At 66.9% G+C, this 22,975-nt stretch carries 15 protein-coding genes and 1 pseudogene; 12 read left to right on the forward strand and 4 right to left on the reverse strand.

What is annotated here, in order from left to right; translation table 11 throughout:
- The first annotated feature begins 367 nt into the window (after nt 1-367).
- The 3 genes from AC5P9N_RS13370 (at nt 368) to pncB (ending at nt 3,338) form a co-directional block, all read left to right on the forward strand.
- On the forward strand, nt 368-1,219 hold the full coding sequence (locus tag AC5P9N_RS13370) for a glycosyltransferase family 2 protein (protein ID WP_005412209.1): 852 nt from the start codon (nt 368-370) through the stop codon (nt 1,217-1,219).
- Nucleotides 1,216-2,055, forward strand: coding sequence for a glycosyltransferase family 2 protein (locus AC5P9N_RS13375; RefSeq protein WP_099594708.1), 840 nt, complete (start codon nt 1,216-1,218; stop codon nt 2,053-2,055). Before AC5P9N_RS13370 ends, AC5P9N_RS13375 begins: the two co-directional genes overlap by 4 nt.
- A gap of 101 nt (nt 2,056-2,156) precedes the next feature.
- A complete protein-coding gene (pncB, locus tag AC5P9N_RS13380; RefSeq protein WP_099484707.1) occupies nt 2,157-3,338 on the forward strand; it encodes a nicotinate phosphoribosyltransferase in 1,182 nt (393 codons plus the stop codon).
- A gap of 22 nt (nt 3,339-3,360) precedes the next feature.
- On the opposite strand, the gene AC5P9N_RS13385 is transcribed toward pncB, so the two are convergent.
- Entirely contained in the window at nt 3,361-3,726 is a 366-nt protein-coding gene (locus tag AC5P9N_RS13385) for a hypothetical protein (protein WP_005408037.1), read from the reverse strand.
- A gap of 459 nt (nt 3,727-4,185) precedes the next feature.
- On the opposite strand from AC5P9N_RS13385, the gene AC5P9N_RS13390 reads away from it, so the two are divergent.
- The 8 genes from AC5P9N_RS13390 to AC5P9N_RS13425 all read left to right on the forward strand — a co-directional run bounded on the left by AC5P9N_RS13390 (nt 4,186) and on the right by AC5P9N_RS13425 (nt 17,838).
- Nucleotides 4,186-4,725: a fimbrial protein gene (locus tag AC5P9N_RS13390; protein ID WP_005408038.1), complete on the forward strand. Its 540-nt coding sequence runs from the start codon at nt 4,186-4,188 to the stop codon at nt 4,723-4,725.
- A gap of 85 nt (nt 4,726-4,810) precedes the next feature.
- Nucleotides 4,811-5,539, forward strand: coding sequence for a fimbrial biogenesis chaperone (locus AC5P9N_RS13395; protein ID WP_088436096.1), 729 nt, complete (start codon nt 4,811-4,813; stop codon nt 5,537-5,539).
- A 92-nt stretch (nt 5,540-5,631) separates the two neighbouring features.
- The gene (locus tag AC5P9N_RS13400) at nt 5,632-8,196 is read left to right on the forward strand and encodes a fimbria/pilus outer membrane usher protein (RefSeq protein WP_099484706.1); all 2,565 of its coding nucleotides are present in this window, start codon (nt 5,632-5,634) and stop codon (nt 8,194-8,196) included.
- The gene (locus AC5P9N_RS13405) at nt 8,187-9,218 is read left to right on the forward strand and encodes a fimbrial protein (RefSeq protein WP_099484705.1); all 1,032 of its coding nucleotides are present in this window, start codon (nt 8,187-8,189) and stop codon (nt 9,216-9,218) included. Before AC5P9N_RS13400 ends, AC5P9N_RS13405 begins: the two co-directional genes overlap by 10 nt.
- Before the next feature lie 267 nt (nt 9,219-9,485).
- A complete protein-coding gene (gene wecB / locus AC5P9N_RS13410; RefSeq protein ID WP_099484704.1) occupies nt 9,486-10,670 on the forward strand; it encodes a non-hydrolyzing UDP-N-acetylglucosamine 2-epimerase in 1,185 nt (394 codons plus the stop codon).
- Nucleotides 10,667-12,868: a cellulose biosynthesis cyclic di-GMP-binding regulatory protein BcsB gene (locus AC5P9N_RS13415; RefSeq protein WP_099484703.1), complete on the forward strand. Its 2,202-nt coding sequence runs from the start codon at nt 10,667-10,669 to the stop codon at nt 12,866-12,868. Before wecB ends, AC5P9N_RS13415 begins: the two co-directional genes overlap by 4 nt.
- A gap of 6 nt (nt 12,869-12,874) precedes the next feature.
- A complete protein-coding gene (locus tag AC5P9N_RS13420) occupies nt 12,875-15,022 on the forward strand; it encodes a glycosyl transferase family protein (RefSeq protein ID WP_099484702.1) in 2,148 nt (715 codons plus the stop codon).
- Nucleotides 15,019-17,838: an NfrA family protein gene (locus AC5P9N_RS13425; RefSeq protein WP_099484701.1), complete on the forward strand. Its 2,820-nt coding sequence runs from the start codon at nt 15,019-15,021 to the stop codon at nt 17,836-17,838. Before AC5P9N_RS13420 ends, AC5P9N_RS13425 begins: the two co-directional genes overlap by 4 nt.
- On the opposite strand, the gene AC5P9N_RS13430 is transcribed toward AC5P9N_RS13425, so the two are convergent.
- The 3 genes from AC5P9N_RS13430 to ettA form a co-directional block, all read right to left on the reverse strand.
- A complete protein-coding gene (locus AC5P9N_RS13430) occupies nt 17,832-18,836 on the reverse strand; it encodes a DUF4434 domain-containing protein (RefSeq protein ID WP_044569513.1) in 1,005 nt (334 codons plus the stop codon). The two genes, AC5P9N_RS13425 and AC5P9N_RS13430, sit on opposite strands and share 7 nt — an antisense overlap.
- A 251-nt stretch (nt 18,837-19,087) precedes the next feature.
- Entirely contained in the window at nt 19,088-20,404 is a 1,317-nt protein-coding gene (locus tag AC5P9N_RS13435; protein WP_005408048.1) for an NCS2 family permease, read from the reverse strand.
- Between the two features lie 101 nt (nt 20,405-20,505).
- On the reverse strand, nt 20,506-22,170 hold the full coding sequence (gene ettA, locus AC5P9N_RS13440; RefSeq protein WP_005408049.1) for an energy-dependent translational throttle protein EttA: 1,665 nt from the start codon (nt 22,168-22,170) through the stop codon (nt 20,506-20,508).
- Nucleotides 22,171-22,422: 252 nt separating this feature from the next.
- Here ettA and AC5P9N_RS13445 point away from each other — a divergent pair.
- A pseudogene (locus tag AC5P9N_RS13445) lies at nt 22,423-22,896 on the forward strand (RcnB family protein).
- Nucleotides 22,897-22,975: the final 79 nt, after the last annotated feature.

A 22,975-nucleotide genomic window follows, 5' to 3' on the forward strand; every position in this document is an offset into this window, starting at 1 on the left:
ACACGATCCACGCCATGCGTGGATGACTCTCCATCGAAATCGAATATTTCGAGATCTGAAACATCTGAGCCGAGCATGGCTCGGCTCTACAGAAGGCAATGCCCGACAGATCGCGGAAAACTGTCGAAGGCGGGGTGGGTCCGGTTGTGGGGGCGTGAGCCGCATGGATGCGGCGACCGAGCTTACATGGACGTACTTGCAGCGTCCCCCGCAACCGGACCCACCCCGCCATCCCCCAGGAACCCAGCTTTTGCTCCGGCTGTTGCTTCGGCTCTGGCTCTGGCCTCTGCCGGTGCCGGTGCCGGGTGCAACCCGGCCGATACCCTCCCGGTGCTAGGCTGTGGCTAACGACAACCACGGAGGCGGGATGGGGGCGATCGTGTTGTTGCCGCTGTGCGTGGACGATGCCGCGCTCGACCGCTGCCTGGCCGCACTGGATGCCGGCACCGCGCCGGGCACCGCGGTCTGGTTGGCCGACGATGCGCAGACCGGGCCGCGCGCGCAGGCGGTGGTGGAACATTGGTTGGCGCATACGCCACTGCAGGCCGAGTACACCCGCCGCGCGCGGCCGCTGGGCGAGGTGGCCCACCTGGACGAGATGTTGCGCGCCTGCGATGGCATGGACGTGGCGGTGCTGGCACCGGACAGCGTGCCCGCGCCAGGCTGGCTGCAGCAGCTGCAGGACACCTTCGCCCGCGATGCCGCCATCGCCACCGCAACCCCGTGGTGCAATGCCGGCGAAACCGCTGCGTGGCCACGGCTGGGCGAAATCAATCCCGAACCCCATGATCCGGCCCTGCTGGCGCATACCTGTGCCACATTGCCAACCCTGCACCCCGAGCTGCCGTCCGCAGTCACCCATGCGGTGCTGGTGCGGGGCAACGCGCGTCGACGTGCCGGGGGCCTGGACGTGGACAGCTACGCCGGCTGGAACGCGGCGCTGGTGGACCTGAGCCTGCGCATGGCCGGCCTGGGATGGCGCAACGTGCTGTGCGAGACCGCCTTCGTCAGCCGGGCGGGGGAGGCGGTCAGCCGTGACGGCGATCTTGAAGCGCTGGCTGCGCGCTGGCCGGGCTGGGTGCCAAGGTTGGCGGACTTCCTGATGCACGACCCGCTGCACGGGCTGCGTGCCGACCTGCAGCAGCGCATGCGGCAGGCGATAATGCCGAAGGAACAGGGCGACCTGTTCGTTCCTTCCGCGCCGGAGCCACCCGTTTGAATGTTGCCATCGCCGCCATCGTCGTCACCTACCAGAGCGGCAGCACCATCGATGCCTGTCTCTCCCGTCTGCGCCAGGCGCGGGACGTGGCCGAAATCCGGGTGATCGACAACGGCTCGATGGATGGCACGCTGGATATCGTGCAGCGCCATGCCAGCCACGACCCGCGCGTGCGTTTTGTCGGCAATCCGGACAATCCCGGCTTTGCCGCCGCAAACAATCAGGGGGTGGCCGATTCGCACAGCCCGTGGCTGGCCTTCATCAACCCGGACCTGATGGTCGAGCCCGATACTCTGGCCGAGCTGCGCAGCCGTGCCGAACGGTTGGGGGATTGCCTGCTGGGTGTCGAACAGCTGGACGAGCATGGCCATGCCGACGAGGCCGTGCGCCGTCGTGATCCGGATTTCCTGTTGATGCTGCGTTCGCCCGGCAAAGGCTCGAAGCTGTCGGTCCCGCGCGATCCGCAGCAGGCGCTGCAGCGGGTGCCGGCGTTGTCTGGCGCGCTGCTGCTGATGCCGCGTGCGCTGTTCGACCGCATCGGTGGCTGGGACGCCGGCTATCGCCTGCACGCCGAAGACCTGGACTTGTGCCGGCGCGCACGTGAGGCTGGCGCGGTGGTGGCGATCGCCAACGACCTGCAGGTCACCCATGTGCGCGGTGTCTCCAGCCGCTCACGGCCGTTCTTCGTGGAATGGCACAAGCACCGGGGCCTGTGGCGCTATTTCCAGAAGTTCGAGGCCAGTCAGCGTTCGCTGCCGGTGCGCGTGGCGGTGTGGGGCGCGATCTGGGCGCACGCCCTGATGCTGGTGCCGCGCCTGGTGCGCAGGTCGTTGTAGAGCCGAGCCCACGCTCGGCTGCATGGATAGGGTCATCCACGCATGGTGTGGATCCACTGGCCGCGCCCCCGGTTCACCCTGCTGGGCGCATAATCCGCCCCATGCCTATCATCCAGTCCCTGCTCGACACCGACCTGTACAAGTTCACCATGATGCAGGCGGTGCTCCACCAGCACCCCGGTGCCCAGGTGCAGTACCGGTTCAAGTGCCGCACGCCCGGCATCGACCTGGCCCATTACATCGACCAGATCGACGAAGAGATCGATCACCTGTGCAGCCTGCGTTTCAGCGACGCGGAGCTGGATTACATGCGTGGCCTGCGCTTCGTGAAGCCCGACTTCGCCGATTTCCTCGGCCTGTTCCACCTCGACCGCAAGTACATCCAGCTGCGCGCGTCGAAGACCGTGCCCGGCGAGATCGAACTGGACATCACCGGCCCGTGGCTGCACACCATCCTGTTCGAAGTGCCGCTGCTGGCGATCATCAACGAAGTCTGGTTCCGCAACACCACCACGCCTGACTTCGCCGAAGGCGAGCGCCGCCTGCAGGCCAAGGCCGCGCTGCTGCGCGATACCCCCGGTTTCGAACAGTGCCGCATCGCCGACTACGGCAGCCGCCGCCGCTACTCGCGCGACTGGCACGCGCGCCTGCTGCCGCTGCTGCGCGATGCACTGGGCCCGCAGCTGGTCGGCACCAGCAACGTGCACTTCGCCCGCCTGTATGGCATGACCCCGCACGGCACCATGGCCCATGAGTATCTGCAGGCCTTCCAGGCGCTGGGCCCACGCCTGCGTGACTCGCAGGTGGCGGCGCTGGAATCGTGGGCACGCGAGTATCGCGGCGACCTCGGCATCGCGCTGTCCGACGTGGTCGGCCTGGATGCGTTCCTGCGCGACTTCGATATGTACTTCTGCAAGCTGTTCGACGGTGTCCGCCACGATTCGGGCGATCCGTTCGACTGGGGCGACCGCATGCTGGCGCACTTCCAGCAGCGCCGCGTCGATCCGCGCAGCAAGGTGCTGGTGTTCAGCGATGGGCTCGACATCGCCAAGGTCATGCGCCTGTACGACTACTTCCGTGGTCGCTGCCAGGTCGCGTTCGGCGTCGGCACCCACCTGACCAATGATCTGGGTCCGACGCCGCTGAACATCGTGATCAAGATGGTCCGCTGCAACGGCCAGCCGGTGGCCAAGCTCAGCGATTCGCCGGGCAAGAGCATGTGCGACGACCCCGGCTACCTGGCCTACCTGCGTCAGGTCTTCGAGCTGCCGCAGCCGGAGTAACCGCGCCGGCCTTCAGTGCTGCTTACAGGTAGTCGACCACCACCAGGTAGGCACCCTGCAGCGGCTGCTGCTTCGAAGCCTGCACGCTGTAGCGCTCGGAGAAGGCGATATCGCCGGCGCGCATCGCGCTGGCCGACACCGACAGCTTCTGCCCCTGGCGCTTGCCGTCGCGCAGCGTCGCGGCCTGGCCATCGGCCAGCGCCGTCACAGCCACCGTCGAGCCCTTGGCCGACGGCGGGCAGGCCGCCAGGCTCAGCTCGCCCTGGGACAGGTTGGTCATGCAGCCCGGCTCGGCGATACGGCCGCTGAAACGAATGCTGCCGCTGCTGGCCTGGGCCAGCGCACTGACGGACATCAGGGCCACGCACAGCAGAAGGGAGGTTCTCATGACACGTTCTCTGGTTCGGTGTGTCCTAGTTAGCGACAGGTTCGATCCGTCTTTAATAGGACGATTCCGAATCTGCTAGGGCCATCACCAACAAAGAGTGATGCGCATCAAATAAGGTGATTTCCACCTTAAAAAGGCCTGTTTCCGCGCATGCCGAATGCGCCGCCAGGTGCGTCATGCAGGGTCGTTTGTGGCCTGATCCGGCCACCGTCAAATTCCTTGCGCTCCCCCAACCATGATTTCGCATAACACGTCACATTTGAGGCGTCAATGAATTGGCGTTCAGAAAAATAATGAGACTTTCATCACAGTTGTGCCTATACTTGCGTCACGGATTCAGGGGAAGGTATGTCCGAGTCCGGCCACAGGTGAGACGCAAGGATGGGTCTTGATAGCCCGGCAGTGCTCCTTGCTTCCTCCTCTACTTCTCATCTCTTCAGTAGGGTTAGGTAAAAGCGAATGCACAAGATCAACCTCATTGCCGCTCTGATGCTGGCCGCCGCTCCGCTGGCCGCCAACGCCGCCGACGGCACCATCACCTTCAACGGCAAGGTGACCGACAAGACCTGCACCATCTCGACCCCGGGCGGCAAGGACTTCGCCGTCAACCTGCCGACCGTGTCCAAGAACACCCTGGCCACCGCCGGTGCCGTCGCCGGTCGTACCCCGTTCGCCATCAACCTGACCAAGTGCAGCGCCGGCAACGTCGCGACCTACTTTGAGCCGGGTTCGACCGTTGACTTCAACACCGGCCGCCTGCTGAACCAGGCCTCGGCCAACGCTGCCACCAACGTGCAGCTGCAGCTGCTGGGCTCGAACAACCAGGTCCTGCCGATCAAGGCTGCCGGCGCTGGCCTGGCCCAGACCAACTCGCAGTGGGTCACCGTCGGCACCGACGGCTCGGCCGACCTGAACTACTACGCTGAGTACTACGCCACTGCCGCCGCCACCCCGGGCGACGTCACCAGCAGCGTCAAGTACACGATCATCTACAACTGATCGTAGCCGTACCCGCACTGGCCGGCGTACGCGCCGGCCCGTGCATCGCGGCCCCTGGCCACATACCTCGAGCGTAGTACTTCCGATGAAAGCATTCTTTCCCCGGGCGCTGCTGCTGGCAGCGTTCACGCTGCCCTTCTGCCAGAACGCTCTGGCCGGCGTGGTGGTCAATGGCACGCGAGTGATCTATCCGGCGCAGGCGCGCGAAGTCACCGTGCAGGTCGACAACGTGGGCGATTCGCCGGCGCTGGTGCAGGCCTGGATCGACAGCGGCGACGCCAACCAGACCGCCGATACCAGCGATGCCCCGTTCGTACTGACGCCGCCGATCGCGCGCGTCGAGCCGGGCCGCAGCCAGGCGCTGCGACTGATCTTCTCCGGCGCGCAGTTGCCGACCGACCGCGAGTCGGTGTTCTGGCTCAACGTGCTGGATGTGCCGCCGTCCCCGGACAACGCTGACAGCGGCGAACAGAATTACCTGCAGGTCGCGTTTCGTTCGCGCCTGAAACTTTTCTACCGGCCGCAGGGCCTGAAGGGCGTCGCCAACGATGCACCGGCAGCGCTGCGCTGGACCCGCAATGGCGACCGCCTGCGGGTGGAAAACCCGAGCCCCTTCCACGTCACTCTGGCCGAAGTACATGCCGTGAGCGGCAGCAGTGAAAAGGCCGTCGAGGACAAGGGCGCGATGGTCGCGCCGAAGCAGAGCCTGGAGTTCGCCGCACCGGCGGGCACCGACCAGGTCCGCTTCATCACCATCAACGACTACGGCGGCCGGGTGGAACACACCATCCGCCTCGGCAGCACCGGGGGCTGAACGCGCCGCGCCGGCCCCTGGCCTGCGCATCCCGCCACCGCCGCTGTGCGGCGAATTGAAGGAATGTCAGTGTGATCGGAAACAGATTGACATTGTCGATCCATCAGGCGCTTTGCCTGCTGGTTGCTGGTGTGGCCTGCCCAGGATGGGCGCTGGCTGCCCCGGCCAATCTCGGCGAACAGGCGCTGATGGCGCAGAGTGGTGCGGCCAATGCGCGTGCACCGGAATCGGCGCAGTTCAACTCCAGCTTCCTGTCTGGCCAGGCCAAGCAGGTGGACCTGGCGGCCTTCAGCAACGGCAACCCGATGGTGGCCGGCAACTATCGTGTCGACGTGTACGTCAACGGTGCCTGGCAGGGCCGTCGCGATCTGCAGTTCAAGGCCGATGCGCAGGGCCGTGTCGACGCCTGCCTGCCGCTGCCGATGCTGGAAGAAATGGGCGTGGACAGCGAGGCCATGCTGCTGCAGCAGGATCCGTCCGTGCCCACCGACAAGACCAGCTGCGTGCCGGTCCAGCAGCGCATGGCCAATGCCTATGGCGTCTATGACAGCGGCAACCTGCGCTACGACCTGAGCATCCCGCAGGTGTTCCTGCGCCGCGAGGCGCGTGGCTACGTCAACCCGGCGCTGTGGGACCGTGGCATCAATGCCGGTTTCGTCGGCTACAGCTTCAATGCCATCGACAGCGACAGCCGCGTCGAAGGTGGCCAGCGCAACCGCAGTGCCTACCTCGGCCTCAACGCCGGCATGAACCTGGGTGGCTGGCAGTTCCGCCACGATTCGAACCTGACCTGGTCCGAGGGCGACGGCCGCCATTGGCAGAGCATCGCCACCTATGCGCAGCGCGGCATTCCGCAGGTGCGCGGCATGCTCACCATCGGTGAGGCCTACACCACCGGTGAACTGTTCGATTCGATCGGTTACCGCGGTGCCAGCCTGGCCAGCGACGACCGCATGCTGCCCGATTCGCTGCGCGGTTACGCGCCGGTCGTGCGCGGCATCGCCGAGACCAACGCGCGCATCGAAGTGCGCCAGAACGAGCAGCTGATCTACTCCTCCACCGTGTCGCCGGGCAGCTTCGTCATCGACGACCTGTACCCGACCGGTTACGGCGGTGATCTGGAAGTGAGCGTGATCGAGGCCGATGGCCGCCGCCGCGAATTCAAGGTGCCGTTCGGTTCGGTGCCGCAGATGCTGCGCGAAGGCGTGTCGCGTTACTCGCTGACGGCCGGCCAGGTGCGCAACAAGCTGCTGGCCGATGAGCCGTGGCTGGTGCAGGGCACCTACCAGCGCGGTATCGGCAACCAGCTGACCCTGTACGGTGGCAGTGCACTGAGCGATGGCTACCTGTCGCTGCTGTACGGCGTCGGCCTGTCCACGCCGGTCGGCGCATTCGCTGCCGACGTCACCCATGCGCGTACCTCGTTCGATCACTACGGCAACCACACCGGTGCCAGCGTGCGCTTGAGCTACAGCAACATGATCGGCGAGACCGGGACCAACCTGACGCTGGCCGCCTACCGCTATTCGACCGAAGGCTTCTACAGCCTGCAGGACGCGCTGTACGGCCGTGATTCGGACAAGCGCGGCATCGATCCGACCACCCGTGGCCGCCAGCGCAGCCAGTTCCAGGTAACGCTGAACCAGCCGCTGGGCCGTCGCGGCGGTGCGCTGTACGTGACCGGTTCGGTGCGTGACTTCTACGACCGTTCCGGCACCTCCAAGCAGTACCAGGTGGGCTACAACAACGCTTGGCGTTCGGTGAACTACGGCTTCTCGGCGCTGCGCACCGAAGAGGGCGTGCTGGGCCGTTCCGACACCCAGTACCTGTTGTCGATGAGCGTGCCGCTGGGCCGTGGTTCCCACCCGGTGTCGTTCAGCGCCGATCTCGGCGTGCGCGACCGCGGTGGCTATGACAACAGCCGCGTCGGCATCACCGGTTCGGCCGGTGTCGACAACAACTTCAGCTACGGCGTGGCCCTGTCCGATTCCCGCGAAGGTGGCACCACCGCGGTCGGCAACGCCGAGTACCGCAGCCGCTACTCCGCGTTGAACGCGACCTACAGCCACTCGCGCGATTTCCGCCAGGCTTCGGTCGGTGCCAACGGCAGCGTGGTCGTGCATCCGGGCGGCTTCACCTTCACCCCGCAGCGTGGCGACACCATGGTGCTGGTGGAAGCGCCGGGCGCACGCGATGCGATCGTCAGCAACGCCCCGGGCCTGCGCGTCGATGGCCGCGGCTACGCGGTGGTCCCGTACGTGTCGCCGTACCGCCTCAACACCGTCACCCTCGACCCGCAGGGCATGGCCCACGACGTCGAGCTGGAAAGCACCAGCCAGTCGATCGCGCCGTTCGCCGGTGCCATCAGCTACCTGCGCTTCGATACCCGCAAGGGCAACGCGCTGCTGATCCAGGTGCGCAACCCGGATGGCCGCACCATGCCGTTCGGTGCGCAGGTCAAGGATGAGCAGGGCCAGCCGGTGGGCATGGTCAGCCAGGGTGGCCGCCTGTACGTGCGCAGTGAAAAGAACCAGGGCAGCCTGCTGGTGGAGTGGGGCGCCGGCGCCGACCAGCGCTGCACCGTCGATTACCAGGTTCCGGCGGGCGCAGATGCGTCCAAGACCGGCTTCATTCCGCTGGAGGCAGCATGCCGATGATTTCTTCCCGTGGCCGCAAGGCATTCACCGGCCTCGCATTGCTGGGCGGTGTATTGCTGGCACAGCAGGCCAGTGCGGCCTGCCGCATCCAGATCAACGGTTTCGTTGCGCAGGACGTCACCATGGACATGGGGCAGATCGTGATCCTGCCCAGCACGCCGGTCGGTGGCGTGATCAAGGAAATCAGCGAATCGATCAACCAGCGTGACCGGGTTGCCAGCTGTGACTGGAACGGCGGCTACTCGCGCGGAGAGTATGTCAACGCGGCGCAGAGGCGTCCGGTACCGGGATTTGCAGACACCTTTGAAACCGATGTCCCAGGCGTTGGCATCAAGCTGTTCCGAGACGCAGGGACGTTCCAGGTCTATTACCCGCATTCGATTCCCTTCGGCTACACGACCGTCACGCTGAACGGCGGTCGCTTCCGCATCCAGCTGATCAAGACTGCCGCTCAGACCGGTTCCGGCGTGATCGCGCCGAATGGCCGCTTCACCACGTACTACTTCGACGGCGATGGCCCTGGCCGGCCGGTGCTGACCTCGACCTTCAAGGGCTCGGGCACCACCGTGGTCAGCCCGACCTGTGAAGTGCAGGCCGGCAGCCGCAATATCGCCGTCGATTTCGGCAGCGTGCCCAACACTACCTTCACCGGTGTCGGTTCCAAGGCCGTTGACCGCGATTTCGAGATCCGCCTGAACTGCCAGGGCAGCAATGTCGCGCAGTACCAGAGCAAGATCGGCATCCGCCTCGATGCCGATCAGGACAGCTCGAACATGCCGGGCGTGCTGAAGCTCAGTGCGGCCACCAACAGCGCCACCCGCATCGGCATCCAGATGGTCCAGCGCGATGGCACCACCGAGCGCGAAGTGCGCTTCGGCCAGACCGTCAATGTCGGTACCACTACCCCCGGCACCAGCACGATGACCTTGCCGCTGCGCGCCCGCTATGTGCAGACCCAGGCCGGCACGGTCGGTGCCGGTGTCGCGAACGGCCAGGCCACCTTCACCATCCAGTACGAGTAAGGCGGCCCCAGGCCGCAGCCACTGCTGCGTTCCACCGCAACGTCGCCCGTGACACGGGCGACGTTGACTGCGTCTTGATCTTCCAACGATGAAGATCAATGCCACGACGCGCGTACCATCATTCGAATGTGATGTACGTCGCGATTTTGGAGTCTCCTCATGAGGTGACCGTCTCCTGCCTGCGGGTATTGGACGGGAACGCCGAAAGGATCCAGACGTGGCTACAGCTCCTGGCATTTCCCCGCACCGGCTGTCCGGAGCGCTGCGGTGAAGGTCCTGTCGGTGTTCGGCACGCGACCGGAAGCGATCAAGATGGGGCCGCTGGTGCGAGCCCTGGCCGAGGCTGCGGACATCGAATCGGTGGTCTGCATCACCGGCCAGCACCGGGCGATGCTGGACCAGGTGATGTCGCTGTTCGAGATCACCGCCGACCATGACCTGGATGTCATGGTGCCCAACCAGACCCTCAATGGCCTGTGTTCCAGGCTGTTCGAACGGCTTGACGCGCTGTACACGCAGGTCCGTCCGGACCGGGTGCTGGTGCACGGCGATACCACCACGGCGATGACCGCGGCGCTGGCCGCGTTCCACCACCGCATTCCGATCGGTCATGTCGAGGCCGGACTGCGCACCGGTGACATCAACCGGCCGTGGCCGGAGGAAATGAACCGGCGGGTGATCGATGTGGTCGGCCACCAGTTGTACGCGCCCACGCCCAGCTCGCGCGCCAACCTGGCCGGTGAACACCTGGGCGGGCAGATCCTGGTCACCGGCAACACCGTCATCGATGCCCTGCAGCAGACTGTAGAGCGCCTGGATGCCGACCCGGCGCTGCGTGCGCGGGCTGACGAACCCTTCCACATGCTTGACCCCGATCGTCGCCTGCTGCTGGTCACCGGCCACCGCCGCGAGAGCTTCGGGCAGGGCTTCGAGGACATCTGCCGTGCGCTGGCTGAACTGGCACGACGGCCGGACCTGCAGGTGCTGTACCCGGTGCATCTGAACCCGAACGTGCAGGGCCCGGTCAACGCCCACCTCGGCCATCTCGACAACGTGCACCTGGTGCCGCCGCAGGACTACCTGCGCTTCGTGCGGCTGATGCAGCGCGCCGATGTCATCCTCACCGACTCCGGTGGCGTGCAGGAAGAGGCGCCGGCGCTGGCCAAGCCGGTGCTGGTCATGCGCGACGTCACCGAACGCCCGGAGGCGGTCGAGGCCGGTGTGGTGACGCTGGTCGGCACCACGCCCTCGCGCATTGTCGAGGCAGTCAACGCGGCACTGGCACAACCACCGCACCCGACCCGCTTCGATCCCGGCGCCAGCCCCTATGGCGATGGCCGCGCCAGCGCGCGCATCGTCGCCGCCCTGCGTGGTACGCCGCTTCCCGAATTCTCGCCCGGCCTCCGCAGCAGCGGCGCCGTCCACCCCCATCCACGCGAAGTGACGCCATGACCCAGACCGGCCGCTCTCCCCTGTTTGCATCCGCCGCTGCGTTCGTCCTGTCGGGCGTGGTTGGCAGTGCCCATGCCGCCGACAGCGTCGCCGGCCAGTTCGCCGAGTGGAGCGGCGACAGCACGGTCAGCCGGCAGATGACCCTGCGTGAACTCGGTTTCCGCCAACCGCTGGTGCTCAGCGGGCAGGAGAGCCAGCGCGAGATCTACCTGCCGGTGCCGGCCGGTGTCGCCACTCACGATGCGCAGCTGCAGCTGGATGGGCGCTACGTGCGCGGCCACGCCGGGCGCACGTCCGGCCTGTGGTCGGTCGATGGCGATCCGATCGCCGCACGCTCGATCACCGACGCACAGGGTGACGCCAGCCAGCTGCTGGCCATCGATGGCGAACCCCGCCAGAACGGCTTCGTGCGGGTCGGCGTCGGCTGGTGGTCGATCGTGTCCGACTACCAATGTGCCGACCAGAGCGCGCCGGCCAACGTGCTGCGGCTGTCGCCGGACTCGCGCTTCAGCTACCGCTTCGACGGCCGCGCCGTGGACACCGTGGCCAAGGCCTGGGGCGCGCTGCCCCCGCAGGTGCGCCTGCTGGTGGACGGCAAGGCGCTGCAGGCCCCCATCTATGACGCGGCCTGGCGCATTGGCGCGGCCCTGCAGGCCGGTGGCAAGCAGGTGCAGGTGGTGGCACTGCCCAAGGTCGGTGACAGCGTCGACCTGACCGGCATCAGCATCCCGGCCAGCCTGCAGGTCGTGCCGGCCTATGCCGCGCTGGCCAATGGCGAGCGCGTGCATGCGATCAAGGATCTGGCCGAAGTGGGGGCACTGCTGTCGCTGCGTGACAGTGGGCCATTGGCCGCAGAGGTGATGATCGGCAGCGATGCGCTGCGCGCTGGCGTGCGCACGGCACTGGATGCGCTGGCCGCACAGGTTGCGACCGCTGGCGCCGACGCGGGCACGGCGTTCGCCGCGTGGCGCGGTACCGACATGGGTGGCCTGGAAAAGCCCACGGCCACCGCCTCGGTCCGCGTGGTGGCCGTTGCCGGCCGTCCGACGCTGGTAGTCGACCCGGCGGCGGCGGGCAAGGTCGCCGGGCTGTTCGCCGAGCAGTGGCGCAGCTATGCACTGGGCCTAAGCCTGCAGGTCAGCGCAGCGGGCACGCCGAAGCTGGACGGTGACCAGGTGCTGCTGAGCCGACTCGGCAACATCGCCGGCACGATGGATGTCGTGACCCGCGCGGACCGCAGCGCCAGCTTCGACCTCGGCGCGTTGTCGGCCGATGGGCGCCTGCCCGCGGAGGTGGTGATCGACGTCTCGGCGGCCCCCAATGCGGCCGGGCAGGGCGCGGTGGCCACGATCCATTTCAACGATTACCTGCTGGGCGGCAAGGTGCTGTCGGCCAACGGCCAGCCGCAACGGCTGGTGGCCAAGGTGCCGGCCTACGCGCTGTCGGCACGCAACGAGATCCGCGTCAGCTTCCTGCGCCAGCCGGCACGCCCCTATTGCCACGATCCGGCCACCGCGTATCCGGTCTCGATCCTGCCCAGCAGCCACCTGACCCTGGCCAAGCGTTCGCTGGGCAGTGACTTCGTCGGTGCCAGCAGCCAGCTGTCACGCGGCAACCAGATGTTCGTGCCCGCTACGTGGCTGCAGGACGCGCCGGCATCGCTGCGCAAGGTGATCGCGGTGGCCAGTGCAGTGGGGGCCTCGCCAGAGGCGTCGGAGCTGAAGGTGGTCGATGCCGGTGCGGCGATCAGCCCGGGTGCGCCGTGGCTGGCTTTCGGTGTGGCGCCGTCGGGTGTCGATGTGGCCGGCCTGAAGGACGGCCACCTGCTGATCGGCGGGAAGCCTCAGCCGCTGCTGGATGTCAGCGGCCTGGATCGCGCCGCGGTGGTGCAGGTCGGCACCTCCGGCGGCCAGCTTGGCGTGCTGTACAGCGATCTGGGTGCACAGGCACCGTCGTTCGGCGCACCGTTCCGGCTGCTGCGCGGTGATCTGGCGGTGCTCGACGGCAATGATGCCGTGCGTGAGTTTGATCGCCAGGATCCTTACGGGAGCCACGTTGCCCAGGATGGCAATCCACAATCAAAGTGGGAACGGCACATGGTCTGGTTGCTGCTGCTGGTCGGCGTGATCGTGTTCGCGCTGCTGGCCGCCCGCGTCACCCAGGTGCGCCGCCGCAAGTCCGCCAACACAGGGCACTGATCCACCGTGGACGGTCTGTTCTGGAACATCCAGCTGGCCAACTACTACGCCGTCCTGGAAACCACGGCGGCGGCGGTGGCCGTGCTGATCCTGATCTCCAGCCTCGATGATCTGTTCATCGACGTCTGGTACTGGGTGCGCGAGAGTTGGCGCGCGCTTACCATCAAGCGCCGCGAAGCGTACCGGCCGCTGACTCAGGAAGACCTGATACAGCGGCCGCAACAGCCGCTGGCAATCATGGTGCCGGCGTGGATGGAGTACGACGTCATCGCGCAGATGGTGGAGAACATGATCAACGTGCTCGACTACCGCGAGTACGTCGTGTTCGTCGGCACCTATCCCAACGACCAGCAGACCATCGATGAAGTCGAGCGCATGCGCCGCCGCTACAAGCGCCTGCGCCGCGTGGAGGTGCCGCATGACGGGCCGACCAGCAAGGCCGACTGCCTGAACTGGCTGATCCTGGCGATCTTCGATTACGAGAAGCGCCACGACATCGAGTTCGCCGGCGTGATCCTGCACGACAGCGAGGACGTGCTGCACCCGATGGAACTGCGCTTCTACAACTACCTGCTGCCGCGCAAGGACATGATCCAGCTGCCGGTCACCTCGCTGGACCGCGAGTGGTACGAACTGGTGGCCGGGGTCTACATGGACGAGTTCGCCGAATGGCACGCCAAGGATCTGGTGGTGCGCGAGAGCGTGTCCGGCATGGTGCCGTCGGCCGGTGTTGGTACCTGTTTCTCGCGGCGCGCGCTGCTGGCATTGAGCGCGCAGACCGACAACCAGCCTTTCAACACCGACAGCCTCACCGAGGATTACGACGTCGGCGCGAGGCTGGCAGCCATGGGCATGCAGTCGATCTTCGCCCGCTTCCCCGTGCAGTTCCGCGTGCGCCGCCCATCCTGGTTCGGCTGGGGGCCGGTGCGCGAGCGCACCCAGCAGATGGCGCTGTGCGTTCGCGAGTACTTCCCCGACAACTTCCGCGCGTCGTACCGGCAGAAGGCGCGCTGGGTGCTGGGCATCGGCCTGCAGAGCTGGGAGTCGCTGGGCTGGCGCGGATCGCTGGCCACCAAGTACCTGCTGGCGCGCGACCGAAAGGGCATCATCACCTCGTTCGTCAGCATCATCGCCTACATCATCTTCCTGCAGCTGCTGCTGTTCTGGCTGTTGAAGATGACCGGGCTGTGGACGATGCAGTTTCCCAGCGTGTTCCAGGCCGGTACCTGGCAGATGAATGTCGCGCTGCTGACCACCGCAGCGCTGGCGACCCGGGTCGTGCAGCGCTTCTACTTCGTCAACCGGTTGTACGGCTGGGAGCACGCGCTGATGTCGATCCCGCGCATGGTGGTCGGCAACATGATCAATTTCATGGCCACCGCCCGTGCCTGGAAGGTGTTCCTGGCCTACCTGCTGTTCGGCAAGCGCATGGTCTGGGACAAGACCATGCACGACTTCCCCGATGCGGCGCAGCTGGTGCAGACCCGCAAGCAGCTCGGTGAGCTGTTGACCACCTGGCAGGCGGTGGAACCCGAACGCCTGCAGCAGGCGCTGGAGCAGCAGCAGGCAGGCCGCCAGCAACCGCTGGGCCGCATCCTGCTCACCCAGGGCTGGTTGGATGATGAAACGCTGGCCGAGGCCATCGCCTTCCAGGGTGACCTGCCACGCGCGGTGATCGACGTGGACTACCTGCGCGCCTGCCAGTTCCCGATCAGTGCCGATGCCTGCGTGCAATGGCGCATGCTGCCGCTGCCGCCGCGCCAGGAAGGCACCCTGCGGCTGGCCGTGGCCAGCCCGCTGCCCGAAGACGCGTTGGCCCTGCTGAAGCAGGAAACGCGCAGCAACCACATTGAACAGAGCATCGCCCGCGAAAGCGAGATCAACGCCGGCCTGCGGCTGATCGGTGGCGACCGGCAATGGCAGCTGGACAACGTGCCCCTGCTGGGCGATCTGCTGGTGGAAATGCGCCTGATCGATCACGCACGCTTCGAGATCGCACTGGACGACTACATGCCGCAGCGCGACGGCCGCATTGGCGACTACCTGGTCAAGCAGGGCATCACCACTGAAGAGGCCGTGGCCCAGGCCATGCAGGAGCAGCGCCGGCGTGCGGCCACGCTGCAGTCACCGCCGCCCGGAGCCTTGCCGGCATGAAGACCACGCTGCTGTCCACTGTCATCACCGTGGCATTGGCCACGGCCGCCGCGCCGGTGCTGGCACAGACCGATGCACCACTGCCATTGTCCGGTGCCGCCTACCGCATCGCCGAGCAGGCGTTTGCCGCCTATGAACGTGGCGATTACCCCGCGGCCTACCGGCAGTCCAGCGAAGCGATCCGGTTGCGCCCGGACGTGGTGCGGCTGCGCCTGCTGCAGATCTATGCGCTGCAGAAACTGGGGCGGGGTGCCGAGGCGCAGCAGCAGGCACGTCGTGCACTGGATGCGGGGTTGAAGGATCCGGCCTTGCCGGCGCTGGCCGCTGCGCCCAGGACGAGCACAGGTGCGGCGCGTACCGGAGCGGTACCGCGTGCACCCGCAACGGTGACCGACCGCAATAGCCGGCAGGCCTATATGCTGGCAACCGAAGCCTATGCGGCCTACGACGCCGGCCAGATGGGCGTCGCCGCCAGCAAGGCCGAGCAGGCGTTCCGGCAGCAGCCGCAACAGGGCGCATGGGCGCTGCTGTGGGTGGCGGCGCTGGAGGCACAGCAACAGCCCGGACAGGCCGACGCCGCCATCGGTACCGCGCTGCAGCTGGGCGCACCGAATGTTGAGGAGTTGCGCGCGCGGCGGGTGGCACTGGGCCGCCAACGCGCGCTGCTGCTGGCCCAGCAGGCCTATCAATCGCTGTCTGCAGGTGAGAATGCCGCCGCCATTGAGCAGGCGCACGCTGCCGTGGAGCTGGCCCCCGACGTTGCTTCATACCGGTTGCTGCTGATCACCGCGCAGCTGCAGGGCGATCAACTGGCCGACGCTGAGCGCGGTGCCGACCAGGCGTTGCAGGCCGACGGCCAGGATCTCAATGCACGGGTGATGCGCGGCTACCTGCGCCAGCGCCAGGGCAATACCGTGCTCGCCAATGAGGACTTCGACACCGCACTCGCTGCGCCGGGGTCAGCAATGCAGCAGCGCAACGTGCGCCTGCTGGCGGTGGATGCGGCGCTGGCCGCAGGCGATCGGTTGCGCGCAGCTGCACTGCTGGCACCGTTGCAGGCGGCGGTACCGGCAGGTGAAGGCGATGCACGGTCACAGCAGCTTTTGCAGCAGGGCATCGAGCAACGCAGCCGGGCGATCCGCTCCAGTCGCGAGCTTCCCCGCATCGGTGCCGAAGCGTACCTGGCACCAGTCCAGCACTGCCAGTCCGTTGACAGCGGCAGCGTCTGCGAGCTGATGCCGGCCGACCTGCAGGGCGATGGTGGTGCCGCACAGCGTGCCTACGCTGCCTATGCGCGCCAGGATTACGCCGATGCCATCGGTGAGGCACGGCAGGCCGTGCAACTCGCGCCGGACGACGCGAACCTGCAAGGCCTGCTGACCACCACGCTGGCGGCGGGCAACCGTGCCCAGCAGGACGAAGCGCGGCAGCGCCTGGATGCGGCACTGGCACAGCGCCCTGATGACGCGGGGGCGCTGATGCAGCGCGGCTACCTCAACCAGAAGGCCCATGAGCCGGCGCGCGCACTGGCTGACTTCCGGGCCGCCGAGGCCACCGGCAGGGCACCGAAAAGCGTAGTGCTCGACCAGGCCTACGCCAGCGCTGCCAACGGTGACCATCCACAGGCGGTGACGCTGCTGCGTAGCGCCATTGATCGCGCCGATGCCGGTGAGCTGCCACTGGATGAGCGCCAACGCTACAACGTGCGCAATGCCATCGCCAATTACTCGCGCGAGTGGGGCGTGATCGCCTCGGCGGGTTTCCGTGGTGCGCGCCAGGCGGCGACCAATGTCGGCGGTGCAGCGATCAGCACGCCGGGCGATTCGGTGTTCAGCACGCTGGAGGCGTTCTGGCGGCCCCCGGCCTTCAACGACCAGCATGGCACGCTGGAACTCTACGCACGCCTGCTCAACACGCTGTACGACGAGGGTGGCACTTACGAATCGATCCGCGCGGTGGACCCGTGCACCGGCGAATCAACGCCGGATGCGCGTGCACGCGCCGAACGCCTCAGCCATTCGCGTTCCACCACCGGCTGGCCGTCCACCATCGCTTCGTTCGGCATGCGCTACGCCTTCGGCCAGACCGGCCTGAGCGCCGGCATCGAGCGCCGCCAGTTCCTCGGCAGCGCAACCCGCCAGGGCGAGGTCTACCCCGCATCGGCGGCCGTGCAGTGCCGCCTGCAGCTGGCCCGGAACCCGCCACTGGAAGCCAGCACGCTGGCCCGCTACCGCTTGGCCAGCGATTCCGGTGGCTGGATGTCCTACCTGACCTATGGCTATTACCACGGCACCGATCTGCGCACCGACGTCAACCAGTGGTGGATGGTCAGCGGCTACGCGCAGGGCGGCTATACCTGGGATGACAACAGCGCGCACTTCACCCTCGATGCACTCGATGCCAATGGCACGCCGGTGCGTCGAATCGGCGATGCCAACGGCCGCCTGCATCGCAAACAGTGGTTCGCTGCCGGTGAACTACGCGCCGGGCGCAGCTTCCGCTTTGGTGCCGGGCAGACTCATTGGGTGGTCACGCCGTATGTGGTGGTGGGGGCGGACTGGCTGGACCAGCGCTCGCGGGTGCACGACATCCGTTCCCCGCTGTTCCCGGCGCAGTCGTTCGCGCTCAACGATACGCAGCGCAGCTGGTCATTCGGCGCAGGGCCAGGCGTGGGCGTGCGCTACTGGTTCCGCGAGGACCACTACAACACGCCGCGTTCCTACCTGGACCTGACCGTGCAGTACCGCTTCGCGATCGGCGGTGGTGATACGCAGCGTGCCAAGGGCCTGTTCGCCACCGCCATCCTCTACTACTGAGGCAGGCCCCAACGTCGTCGCAGCGCCGCGGCCTGCGGCGTGTCCTGGGTCAGCCACGGCTCCAGCGCATAGACCAGCACGTGCTGCGCACCGCTGTCGCGTGCCCACGCCAGCTGCCGCTGGATGCGCGCGGCATCGGCGGTTTCGCCCTTGAACCCGCTGCCATCAGCGGGACCGCCGGGCAGCTCGCGGAACAACTCAACGATCGCATCGAAACCGATGCCGTGTGCGTGGAAATGATCGAGCAGCGGTTGCAGCTGCTGCACGTTGCCAGCGCCGGCAACGCCCACGCCGTCCTGCACCATCGGCCGCAGCGTGGCCTGTGCCAGCACCGCCTGCCACAGCATGACCAGGTTGCCGTCGGTCTGCAGGCGGCTGAAGTAGCAGGAAATCGCACAGTCGCCGCCGCGCGCGCTGGCGGCCTCCACCAGCCGGTGCAGCCATTGCGCCAGCCACTGCTGGCGGGCCGGGTCAGCCCAGTGGTACTGCTCCAGTTCGTAGGGCAGGTACCAGCCCTCGAAGGCCGGCTGCTGCGCCCAGGGGGCCTGTGCCAACCAGTTGCGTGCATGCGCGAGGCTGTCGGCCAGGAACGCCTGCAGCGTGGCATCGTCGGCCCCGATCGCCTGCCACCAGCGTTGCTGGAAGGGCAGGCCGACGCGGATGCGGATGTCGTTCTCGCTGGCCGCGGTGAACAGCTGCTGCAGGCTGCCGTCGGGCAGCGACCAGTCGCCGTCGCTGCCACCGACGATGCCAGTCCACTGCAGCACCAGCTGACGGCAGCCCAACGTACGCGCAAGCTTCAAGGATCGCTGCCAGTCGGCCAGGCCCCACTGCAGGTGGCTGCGCCACGGCTGCAGGAAGGTGCCATCCACCTGCACCGGCAGCGAGCAGCCGGGCAGGGTGGCGAGCATGCTGGCCAACGGCGCCAGCACCGCCGCGCGCAGCAGCCGGCGGCGCAACGGCGAAGACGGATCCGCGGGAAGGTCGGGCCGAACCATGCCTGCATCATCCCAGAGCGCCGTGCGTGGCGGGTGAACCCCGCGCCTGGTAGTGCCGGCCGCTGGCCGGCATCGCGCCCAAGGTGGCAGGTGAATCACCACCCGGTAGTGCCGGCCGCTGGCCGGCATCGCGCCCCGGATGGCAGGTGAATCACCATCTGGTAGTGCCGGCCGCTGGCCGGCATCGCGCCCCGGATGGCAGGTGAATCACCATCTGGTAGTGCCGGCCGCTGGCCGGCATCGCCTACCGCTTATTCCAACGCGTAGCGCAGGGTGAACAGCACCGCCACCAGCCACACCGCCGGATGCACTTCGCGCCAGCGCCCGGTACCCGCCTTCAGCGCGGCATAGGCGATGAAGCCGAACGCCAGGCCGTTGGCAATCGAGTAGGTGAACGGCATCGCCAGCGCACACAGCGCCGCCGGCACCGATTCGGTCAGGTCGCTCCAGTCCACTTCCACCAGCTCACGCAGCATCAGGCCAGCCACGAACAACAGGGCCGGCGCGGTGGCATAGCTGGGCACCATCGCTGCCAACGGCGAGAACAGCAGCGCCGCCAGAAACAGCGCCGACACCACCAGTGCGGTCAGGCCGGTGCGGCCGCCCACCTGCACGCCGGAGGCGCTTTCGGCAAAGGCCGTGGTGCTGCTGGTGCCGAGCATCGAGCCCGCCACGATCGCGGTGCTGTCGGCCAGCAGCGCGCGGCCGAAACGCTTCTGCGCGCCCGGCAGCTTCAGCAGGCCAGCCCGGCCGACTACGCCGTACAGGGTACCGGTGGCATCGAACACTTCCACCAGCACGAACACCAGCACCACCTGCAGAAGTACTGCGATGGGTGCGCCGCCGTCATGGTGCAGCAGGCCCGGCAGGTCCAGCTGCAGGAAGGTGGGTGCAAGGCTCGGCGGCAGCGAGACCAGACCCTGGTACTGCACGTCGCCCAATGCCCAGCCAGCGCCGGTCACGGCCAGGATGCCGATCAGGATCGCACCGCGGATGCGGCGCGCTTCCAGCACCGCGATCAGCAGGAAGCCGGCCAGTGCCAGCAGCGGCGGCGCCGTGTTCAACGGGCCCAGCGCCACCAGTGTGTCTTCATTGCCGACGATCACGCCGGACTTCTGCAGCGCGATGATCGCCAGGAACAGGCCGATGCCGGCCACGATGGCCGAGCGCAGCGATGAGGGAATACCCGATACCAGCCACGCGCGTACTCCGGTCAGCGACAGCACCAGGAACACCAGGCCTGAGATGAACACCGCACCCAGTGCCTGCTGCCACGGCAGGCCGGCGGCGCCGACCACGGTGAAGGCGAAGAACGCGTTCAGGCCCATGCCGGGCGCCATGCCGACCGGGAAGTTGGCGGCCAGCGCCATCACTGCCGAACCCAGTGCGGCGGCCAGGCAGGTGGCCACGAACACCGCGCCCGCGTCCATGCCGGTGGTGCCGAGGATTTCGGGGTTCACGAAGACGATGTAGGACATCGTCAGGAAGGTGGTGACACCGGCCAGCAGCTCGGTGCGCACGGTGGTGCCGTGCTGCTGCAGCTGGAACAGGCGCTCGAACAGGGACATGGGGTCGCTCATGGGTAGATGCCGGCCGCTGGCCGGCATGCATGGTCGGTACACATTGCAAAAATGAGAAAGGCCGCGCGAGCGCGGCCTTTCCGATTGCCTTACTTCAGCGCCTTGAAGCGCAGGCGCTTCGGCGCGGCGTCGTCGCCCATGCGGCGGCGCTTGTCTTCTTCGTACTCGCGGTAGTTGCCCTGGAAGAACTCCACGTGCGAGTCGCCTTCGAACGCCAGGATGTGGGTCGCGATGCGATCCAGGAACCAGCGGTCATGCGAAATGACGAAGGTGTTGCCCGGGAACTCCAGCAGCGCATCTTCCAGCGCACGCAGGGTTTCGATGTCCAGGTCGTTGGACGGTTCGTCGAGCAGCAGCACGTTGCCACCCTGCAGCAGGGTCTTGGCCATGTGCAGGCGGCCACGCTCACCACCGGACAGCGAACCGACCATCTTCTGCTGGTCCTGGCCCTTGAAGTTGAAGCGGCCGATGTAGGCGCGCGACTGGATCTCGATGCCGTTGATGTTGAGGATGTCCAGGCCGCCAGCGATTTCCTGGAAGACGTTGTGGTTGCCTTCCAGCGCGTCGCGGCTCTGGTCCACGTAGGACAGCTTCACGGTCGGGCCGACCACGATCTCGCCGGTATCCGGCTTTTCCTGGCCGGTGATCATCTTGAACAGGGTCGACTTACCGGCACCGTTCGGGCCGATGATGCCGACGATGGCACCGGCCGGCACCAGGAAGCTCAGGTTGTCGAACAGCAGGCGGTCGCCGAACTTCTTGGAGACGTTCTTGAACTCCATCACCGCATTGCCCAGGCGCTCGCCCGGCGGAATGAAGATTTCGTTGGTCTCGTTGCGCTTCTGGTAATCGACCGACTGCAGCTCTTCCAGGCGGGCCAGACGGGCCTTGCCCTTGGTGCGGCCGCCCTTGGCGTTCTGGCGCGACCACTCCAGTTCCTTCTGGATCGCCTTCTGGCGGGCCTTTTCCTGGTTGTCTTCCTGCTTCAGGCGCTCGTCCTTCTGGGTCAGCCAGTCGGTGTAGTTGCCCTTCCACGGAATGCCGCGGCCGCGGTCCAGTTCCAGGATCCACTCGGCGGCGTTGTCCAGGAAGTAGCGATCGTGGGTGACGGCCACCACGGTGCCGGTGTAGCGCGCCAGGAATTGTTCCAGCCATTCCACCGACTCGGCGTCGAGGTGGTTGGTCGGTTCGTCGAGCAGCAGCATGTCCGGCTTCTGCAGCAGCAGGCGGCACAGGGCCACGCGGCGCTTTTCACCACCTGACAGCTTGCCGACGATGGCATCCCACGGCGGCAGGCGCAGCGCATCGGCGGCCACGTCCAGCTGGTTTTCCAGCGTGTGTGCGTCGCCAGCGGCCAGGATCGCCTCCAGGCGCTCCTGTTCCTTGGCCAGCGCGTCGAAGTCGGCGCCTTCCTCGGCGTAGGCGGCGTACACCGCTTCCAGCGCGGCCTGGGCCTGCAGAACTTCGCCCACGCCTTCCTCGACCGCTTCACGCACGGTCTTGGTCGGGTCCAGTTCCGGTTCCTGCGCCAGGTAACCGACCTTGATGCCCGGCTGCGGGCGGGCCTCGCCCTCGAAATCGGTGTCCACGCCGGCCATGATCTTCAGCACGGTGGACTTGCCGGCGCCGTTCAGGCCCAGCAGGCCGATCTTCGCGCCCGGGAAGAAGGACAGCGAGATGTCCTTGATGATCTGCCGCTTGGGCGGGACCACCTTGGACACGCGGTTCATGGTGTAGATGTATTGCGAGGACATGCGGTCTCCGTAGGCGCGGCCCTGCGCCCGACCCGTCACGGGTAGATCCCGTTGCGGCAGCGGGCACAGACTGAAATGGAATACCGCCAATTATAGCCGGAACCGGTTCCGGGCCGCTCCCGGGAGGCGCCGCCGGGCTGGCTATCGCCTGAATACTCGGTCACAGTCCTGCAGCGGGAAGCGTTTCCAGCCGGAAACGGTTCAGATCGGTTGCGCAATATGGGCTCACCACCCACCAAGCAGAGGTCTGACATGCGCATCAATCGAGTAATGGCCAGTGCCGTGGCCTCTGTGCTGGCACTGGGCGCCGTGGCCCCGGCATTCGCCGACAACGACCATCGCCGCGACCACGATCGCCGTGAATGGCGCGAGGATCGCCGTGAGTGGCGCTAGGACCGCCGCGACTGGGAGCGCGACCGCCGCGAGGCCCGTCGCGACTGGGAACGCGACCGTCGCGACTGGCATCGCGACCATGACCGCTACTACCGTCCGGCACCGCCGCGGGTGGTCTATCGCCCTGCCTATGGCCCCGGCTACGGCTGGAAGGTCGGCCACCGCTACCGCGACTACTACCGTGGCCCGATCTACGTGGTGAACGACTACCCGCGCTACAACCTGCGCCGCCCGCCGTACGGCCACCAGTGGATCCGCGATGATCGCGGCAACATGCTGCTGGTCGCCATCGCGACCGGTGTGATCGCCCAGTACGTACTCAGCAGCCGCTGAGGGGCGCGGCTGGGGTCGGATCCCTTTCCAACGGAAAGGGCTCTGACCCCACGACATCAATCGAAACCATACGGGGTCG

This window comes from Stenotrophomonas sp. YJH_SMC_6, assembly GCF_059371335.1.

Excerpts from the sequence above, each read along its gene's own strand:
- AC5P9N_RS13425 (WP_099484701.1), top strand. The coding sequence starts at position 15,019 with ATGAAGACCACGCTGCTGTCCACTGTCATCACCGTGGCATTGGCCACG.
- AC5P9N_RS13435 (WP_005408048.1), bottom strand. The coding sequence starts at position 20,404 with ATGTCCCTGTTCGAGCGCCTGTTCCAGCTGCAGCAGCACGGCACCACC.
- AC5P9N_RS13385 (WP_005408037.1), bottom strand. The coding sequence starts at position 3,726 with ATGAGAACCTCCCTTCTGCTGTGCGTGGCCCTGATGTCCGTCAGTGCG.
- AC5P9N_RS13390 (WP_005408038.1), top strand. The coding sequence starts at position 4,186 with ATGCACAAGATCAACCTCATTGCCGCTCTGATGCTGGCCGCCGCTCCG.
- ettA (WP_005408049.1), bottom strand. The coding sequence starts at position 22,170 with ATGTCCTCGCAATACATCTACACCATGAACCGCGTGTCCAAGGTGGTC.
- pncB (WP_099484707.1), top strand. The coding sequence starts at position 2,157 with ATGCCTATCATCCAGTCCCTGCTCGACACCGACCTGTACAAGTTCACC.
- AC5P9N_RS13370 (WP_005412209.1), top strand. The coding sequence starts at position 368 with ATGGGGGCGATCGTGTTGTTGCCGCTGTGCGTGGACGATGCCGCGCTC.
- AC5P9N_RS13430 (WP_044569513.1), bottom strand. The coding sequence starts at position 18,836 with ATGGTTCGGCCCGACCTTCCCGCGGATCCGTCTTCGCCGTTGCGCCGC.
- AC5P9N_RS13415 (WP_099484703.1), top strand. The coding sequence starts at position 10,667 with ATGACCCAGACCGGCCGCTCTCCCCTGTTTGCATCCGCCGCTGCGTTC.
- AC5P9N_RS13395 (WP_088436096.1), top strand. The coding sequence starts at position 4,811 with ATGAAAGCATTCTTTCCCCGGGCGCTGCTGCTGGCAGCGTTCACGCTG.
- AC5P9N_RS13405 (WP_099484705.1), top strand. The coding sequence starts at position 8,187 with ATGCCGATGATTTCTTCCCGTGGCCGCAAGGCATTCACCGGCCTCGCA.